The sequence below is a fragment of the Paenirhodobacter sp. YD-8 genome, from assembly GCF_056590935.1.
The window spans coordinates 2,923,829-2,930,000 of the sequence record NZ_CM152649.1 but is presented as its reverse complement, the minus strand read 5'-3'; the positions used below and the strand labels follow the sequence as shown (position 1 = coordinate 2,930,000).

At 59.4% G+C, this 6,172-nt stretch carries 4 protein-coding genes, 1 tRNA gene, 2 rRNA genes and 2 pseudogenes (1 of these 9 only partly in view); 6 read left to right on the top strand and 3 right to left on the bottom strand.

The window, feature by feature from the left end; all coding sequences use genetic code 11:
• From AC0QTQ_RS14195 to AC0QTQ_RS14185, 3 genes are all read left to right on the top strand, one after another.
• Positions 1–1,833: ribosomal RNA gene (locus tag AC0QTQ_RS14195) — 23S ribosomal RNA — on the top strand; it begins 1,012 nt to the left of the window's first position.
• Positions 1,834–1,917: 84 nt separating this feature from the next.
• Positions 1,918–2,032 (top strand): 5S ribosomal RNA (rrf, locus tag AC0QTQ_RS14190).
• Positions 2,033–2,128: 96 nt separating this feature from the next.
• Positions 2,129–2,205, top strand: a tRNA-Met gene (locus AC0QTQ_RS14185).
• A 160-nt stretch (positions 2,206–2,365) separates the two neighbouring features.
• Here the strand turns inward: AC0QTQ_RS14185 and AC0QTQ_RS14180 are convergent.
• On the bottom strand, positions 2,366–2,701 hold the full coding sequence (locus AC0QTQ_RS14180) for a transposase (protein ID WP_480257107.1): 336 nt from the start codon (positions 2,699–2,701) through the stop codon (positions 2,366–2,368).
• A complete protein-coding gene (locus tag AC0QTQ_RS14175) occupies positions 2,698–3,027 on the bottom strand; it encodes a hypothetical protein (RefSeq protein WP_480257106.1) in 330 nt (109 codons plus the stop codon). The genes AC0QTQ_RS14180 and AC0QTQ_RS14175 overlap by 4 nt, the downstream gene beginning before the upstream one ends.
• 126 nt (positions 3,028–3,153) lie before the next feature.
• Between AC0QTQ_RS14175 and AC0QTQ_RS14170 the strand changes: the two genes are divergently transcribed.
• Positions 3,154–4,307 (top strand): IS3 family transposase gene (locus AC0QTQ_RS14170; RefSeq protein ID WP_113902225.1). Its coding sequence is split into 2 segments (ribosomal slippage): positions 3,154–3,412 and positions 3,412–4,307, totalling 1,155 coding nucleotides; the frame shifts between segments, so codons are not numbered across the junction.
• A gap of 126 nt (positions 4,308–4,433) precedes the next feature.
• Here AC0QTQ_RS14170 and AC0QTQ_RS14165 read toward each other — a convergent pair.
• On the bottom strand, positions 4,434–4,739 hold the full coding sequence (locus tag AC0QTQ_RS14165) for a transposase (protein ID WP_480257105.1): 306 nt from the start codon (positions 4,737–4,739) through the stop codon (positions 4,434–4,436).
• A 57-nt stretch (positions 4,740–4,796) separates the two neighbouring features.
• On the opposite strand from AC0QTQ_RS14165, the pseudogene AC0QTQ_RS14160 reads away from it, so the two are divergent.
• A pseudogene (locus AC0QTQ_RS14160) lies at positions 4,797–5,596 on the top strand (IS5 family transposase); the annotation flags it as partial.
• A gap of 51 nt (positions 5,597–5,647) precedes the next feature.
• Positions 5,648–6,139, top strand: a pseudogene (locus AC0QTQ_RS14155) (DDE-type integrase/transposase/recombinase); the annotation flags it as partial.
• Positions 6,140–6,172: the final 33 nt, after the last annotated feature.

The following is a 6,172-nucleotide window of genomic DNA, read 5'->3' as shown; positions in this document are numbered from 1 at the left end:
CAGCTAAGGCCCCCAATTCGTGGCTAAGTGGGAAAGCATGTGGGACTTCCATAACAACCAGGAGGTTGGCTTAGAAGCAGCCATCCTTTAAAGATAGCGTAACAGCTCACTGGTCTAGTCAAGAGGTCCTGCGGCGAAGATGTAACGGGGCTCAAGCCACGAGCCGAAGCTTTGGATGCACAGTGATGTGCGTGGTAGCGGAGCGTTCTGTGATATAGAACGCTGCCTCCTTACGACCTCCCCAAGTAATCTTGGCGGGTCTATTGGAGGCAATGTTCTGACTGTGAAGCCGGCCTGTGAGGGATCCGGTGGAGTGATCAGAAGTGAGAATGTTGACATGAGTAGCGACAAAGAGGGTGAGAGACCCTCTCGCCGAAAGTCCAAGGGTTCCTGCTTAAAGCTAATCTGAGCAGGGTAAGCCGACCCCTAAGGCGAGGCCGAAAGGCGTAGTCGATGGGAACCAGGTTAATATTCCTGGGCCATGTGGTGGTGACGGATCTCGAGGGTAGTTCGATCTTATCGGATTGATCGGGCTGCTTAGAGGTTCCTGGAAATAGCCCCACTTTAAGATCGTACCCGAAACCGACACAGGTGGACTGGTAGAGAATACCAAGGCGCTTGAGAGAACCACGTTTAAGGAACTCGGCAAAATGCCTCCGTAAGTTCGCGAGAAGGAGGCCCCATTGGTACGCAAGTATCGGTGGGGGGCACAAACTAGGGGGTGGCGACTGTTTACTTAAAACACAGGGCTGTGCGAAGCCGTAAGGCGACGTATACAGTCTGACGCCTGCCCGGTGCTGGAAGGTTAAAAGGAGGGGTGCAAGCTCCGAATTGAAGCCCCAGTAAACGGCGGCCGTAACTATAACGGTCCTAAGGTAGCGAAATTCCTTGTCGGGTAAGTTCCGACCTGCACGAATGGCGTAACGATCTCCCCGCTGTCTCAAACGTGGACTCAGCGAAATTGAACTGTGTGTCAAGATGCACACTACCCGCGGTTAGACGGAAAGACCCCATGAACCTTTACTCTAGCTTTGCACTGGCATCAGGATTGTGATGTGCAGGATAGGTGGTAGGCTTTGAAGCGGCGACGCCAGTCACCGTGGAGCCTCCCTTGAGATACCACCCTTCGCACTCTTGATGTCTAACCGCGGCCCGTTATCCGGGTCCGGGACCCTGCATGGTGGGGAGTTTGACTGGGGCGGTCGCCTCCCAAATCGTAACGGAGGCGCGCGAAGGTTGGCTCAGACCGGTCGGAAATCGGTCGTTGAGTGCAATGGCAGAAGCCAGCCTGACTGCAAGACTGACAAGTCGAGCAGAGACGAAAGTCGGCCATAGTGATCCGGTGGTCCCAAGTGGGAGGGCCATCGCTCAACGGATAAAAGGTACTCTGGGGATAACAGGCTGATGATGCCCAAGAGTCCATATCGACGGCATCGTTTGGCACCTCGATGTCGGCTCATCTCATCCTGGGGCTGGAGCAGGTCCCAAGGGTATGGCTGTTCGCCATTTAAAGAGGTACGTGAGCTGGGTTTAGAACGTCGTGAGACAGTTCGGTCCCTATCTGCCGTGGGTGTAGGATACTTGATGGGAGTTGCCCCTAGTACGAGAGGACCGGGGTGAACGATCCACTGGTGGACCAGTTGTCGTGCCAACGGCAGTGCTGGGTAGCTATGATCGGACAGGATAAACGCTGAAGGCATCTAAGCGTGAAGCCCCCCCAGAAACTAGGTATCCCTTGAGGGCCGTGGAAGACCACCACGTCGATAGGCCGGAGATGTAAGCGCGGTAACGCGTTCAGTTGACCGGTACTAATTGCCCGATTGGCTTGATTTGATCCAGTAGCAGCAAGGCTCAAGATCAAAAGCAAGTATACACAAAAGGTTATACCTGACTTGGACATGATGGCTTCTTCCTCGGTTTGGTGGTCATAGCGCTGGCTAAACACCCGATCCCATCCCGAACTCGGCCGTTAAGGGCCAACACGCCAATGGTACTGCGTCTTAAGACGTGGGAGAGTAGGTCACCGCCAAACCTAGCAAGAAGCCAACGTTCTCTCATAACGATCCAAAACCCCAAAAGCTCAAAAAGCCCGAGGGGCAAGCAGACCATGAAACACATGGTCAAACGTCGCGGGGTGGAGCAGCCCGGTAGCTCGTCAGGCTCATAACCTGAAGGTCGCAGGTTCAAATCCTGCCCCCGCAACCAATTTTGTGTTACAGAGTAACAGGTTAGCGGCCGCCCCACCGGGCGGCTTTTTGCTGTCTTCCGGTTGGGGCAACAATAGGTCAACAAACGGGCCAAAACTGCGTGCAAGATCAGGGGGATAGTAGGCGGGCATGTATCGCCCCAGCGGAATCTGCTCGGGTTAAGCCGCTAATCTGAATGCCTCGGCTGGCGTGCGCATGGCAAGAGCCTGATGAGGGCGGCGGTGATTGTAGAAGCTGATCCAGTCGGCGATGACGCGGGTCGCGTGCTGGATGCTCTCGAAGCGATGGCGATGAACGCACTGCTCCTTGAGCGTGCGGATGACCCGCTCGACCATGCCGTTCTGCTGCGAGCAGTGCGGAGTGATAAACTCCTGCTTCAGGCCATAGCTGCGCACCAGTGCCGTGAAGTGCCGGCTTGTGAAGACCAGGCCATTATCCGACCTCAGCAGGAATTCCTGATCGACTTTGCCCAGCGTGCCGAACCTGGCAATCAAGGCGTGCTCGAGCGCGGCGCTGGCCGTGGTGCCTTGCCCGAGCGCGACAGGTGCCAGCCCAGCAATTCGCGCGTGTGGCAGTCGATCACCAGCGCCAGGGAGGCCCAACTGTCCTTGCCGGTCCAGACCCGCGCCAGATCCGTCGACCAGCGCTCGTTCGGCGCGGTGGCGACGGAAGGAACAGCCTCGATACGCGGCCGCATCCCCACGGCCCGCTTGCGCACCTGCCAGCCCTTGAGCTGGAAGATCCGCTGCACGGTATTCTTGTTGAAGCCGAGCAGCCAGGCCACAGTCCTGTAGCCGAACGATGGCTCCTGCTCGATCATGGCCTTGATCGGCTCGGCGAAGCGCGGATCGGCCTTCGGCGCCGCCTTGACCGGCTTGTGACCTGCCGCCCGGAAGTTCCCTCGCTGTGATGTAGAGTCTGCCCAACCTGAGAAGGAGCAGACGACATGAGGAAAAGCCGTTTCACCGATGCGCAAATCATCGGGATGATCAAGGAGCAGGAGGCTGGGTTGCCGACCTCCGAGCTTTGCCGGAAGCACGGGTTGAGCCCCGCGACCTTCTACAAGCTGAAGGGCAAGTATGGCGGGATGGACCTGTCGGACGCCAAACGGCTGAAGCAGCTCGAGGACGAGAACGCGAAGCTGAAACGCCTGCTGGCGGATACGATGCTGGACAATGTGGTCCTGAAGGATCTGCTGGGAAAACCCTGACGACACCGATGGCGCGGCGGGACGCGGTGCTGCGGGCGATGAAGGATCATCCGATCTCTCAACGCCGGGCCTGTGTCCTGATCGGTGTCGATCCGAAGACGGTGCGGCATGAACGGCCGCCCGACAACCCGGAAATCCGTGAAGAGATGCACAAGATCGCCGAGAAGCGCCGTCGCTTCGGCTACCGGCGTGTCGGCATTATGCTGGAGCGCAAGGGCATGATCATGAACGAGAAGAAACTCTACCGGATTTACCGCGAAGAGGGGCTGTCAGTGCGACGCAGACGTGGCCGTAAACGGGCGCGCGGCAGTCGAACCCCGATGCCGGTGCCGCTGCGGCCGAACCAGCGCTGGTCTCTGGACTTTCTGTCCGACACGTTCGGGGCCTGCCGCAAGTTCCGCATCCTGGCCGTGAACGACGATTGCTGCCGCGAGAACCTGGCGCTGATCGCCGACACCAGCATCTCGGGGGCTCGGGTGGCGCGGGAACTCGATGCGCTGGTCAGGATTTACGGCAAGCCCGCTTGCATCGTCAGCGACAACGGAACCGAGTTCACCAGCAAGGCCATTCTGAAATGGGCCAACGAGAACGGCGTCGAATGGCACTACATCGACCCGGGTAAGCCGCAGCAGAACGGCTACATCGAAAGCTTCAACGGCAGCCTGCGGGACGAATGCTTGAACGAGGAGATCTTCGACAGCCTGGCCGATGCCCGCCGCAAACTGGCCCTCTGGCGCTACGACTACAACAACGTCAGGCCGCATTCCTCGCTGGGCAACAAGACCCCGTCCGACGCGCGCCGGGCGCTTGAGCAATCTGAGGGCTCCGCGCCCGACGCGCTTGCCCAACCCGAAACCGACCACTATCAAACCCAAGGACTCTCGTTATGAACGAGGGACGACCGGGGGGCAGGTCACTTGTAATAGACTGTCCGCCGCGGCACGCCGAACCAGGTGCAGAGCTTGGCGATCGACACTGTGACGCCTCGGCCAGCAGGCCCTCATGGAGCGTCCGGATCATTGCCCGTCCTCCCGCTCCATGAGGGCCTGCAGCTTTTTTCGCGCACGCAGCTCCAGCATCGCCTCACCGTAGGCTTCTTGCAGGTCCTTCAGCTGCTTCTCGTATTGCTCGCGGATGTCGAGCGGGTTGGCGCGCAGGGAATTCTCCATGCCGCGCTTGGCATCCTCGATCCAGCCCTCGATCTCGGAAGGCGTCAGATCAAACGAGCGGCTGGCTTCGGCCACCGTTGTCTTGCCTTGGATGATCTCGACGACGAGTGCTGTTTTGCGCTTCGCCGTCCAACGTTTGATGCTGTCGTCCATCGTCATACTCATTGCCACGTTCTCCCTTGTAGCATGAGCAGATTTTCACTGGGTCAATACAAAACGACCGGGATGGTTGCCTGCCTGCTGAAGTTGGCGGGCCTGGACTGGGCGGTGCCGGACTACACGACCCTGTGCCGTGGGCAGAAGACGCTCGCCGTTCAGATCCCGTATCGGCGCGCCGATGGCCCCTGAACCTGCTGGTTGACAGCACCGGGATCAAGTTTCTCGGCGACGGCGAATGGCAGGCGCGCAAGCACGGTGTTCAGGGCCGTCGTCAATGGCGCAAGGTGCATCTGGCCATGGATGCCGCCACGTCTGACATCCGCGCCGTGGAATTCACTCCCAGCAGCGATGGTGACAGTCCATTCGTCGGGAAAACAGTCCCCCGGACTGTTTTCTTGTCCTCCTCATTGCCGGAACTGCTCAACCAGATCCCCGAGTGCGAAGAGATCGGCACCGTGACCGCCGATGGCGCGTATGACACGCGCCGTTGCCACGCCGCCATCATCGACCGTCAGGCCTCGCCGATCATCCCTATCCGCAAAAGCGGGCGGCCGTGGAAAGAGGACTGCCCGGCGGCAATCACCCGAAACGAAACCCTTCGCGCCACCCGGCACTATGGCAGGGCGCTCTGGACGCGATGGACCGGATACCATGTCCGAAGCCGGATCGAGGCGAAAATGCCCTCGCCGGTTCGCTCGAACCGGTGGCACTCATCGGCCCGGCTCAAGGCTTTCGGCGAGCGCATCGCCGCAAGAGACCCGGACCGACAAACCGCCGAAATCCGGATCCGCTGCGCCCTCGTCAACCGTTTCAATGCGCTCGGCATCGCTGAGATCGTCCGCGTAGCCTGACGTCGAAGGGGCAAGGGGCCATCATGCCTCAGGCATGAGTTGCGCAACAACGCTCTTCCAGAGGCTGCGAATGAGGTTTGGTCGATGGATTTCATGGCAGATCGCCTTGGGGACGGTCGCCAGTTCCGGCTGCTGAACGTACTGGACGCTTTCAATCGCGAAGGCCTGGGCATCGAGATCGATTTCTCGCAGCCCGCCGAACGAGTCGTCTGGGCGTTGAACCGGATCATCGAGTGGCGAGGCGCGCCTCGAACCATTCGTGTCGACAGTGGCCCTGAATACATCAGCGGCACCCTGATGGTCTTGGCCGAGCACAAGGGCATCGCTCTGGCCCATATCCAGCCCGGCAAACCGCAGCAGAATGCCTACGTCGAACGCTACAACCGGACGGTCCGGCATGAATGGCTGGGCCTCCACATCTTCGGAACGATCGACAAGGTGCAGCAGATTGCCATCGAGTGGCTGTGGTCCTACAACAACGAGTGCCCCGACATGGGCAACGGCGGGATGACCCCCGCCCAGAAACTGAAGATGGCCGCGTAAATTCTACGAAGAAGCCCCTGCAAAAACGGGGGG

Bases quoted from the DNA above. Each gene is read 5' to 3' on its own strand.
- AC0QTQ_RS14175 (WP_480257106.1), bottom strand. From the start codon at position 3,027: ATGATCGAGCAGGAGCCATCGTTCGGCTACAGGACTGTGGCCTGGCTG.
- AC0QTQ_RS14165 (WP_480257105.1), bottom strand. From the start codon at position 4,739: ATGGACGACAGCATCAAACGTTGGACGGCGAAGCGCAAAACAGCACTC.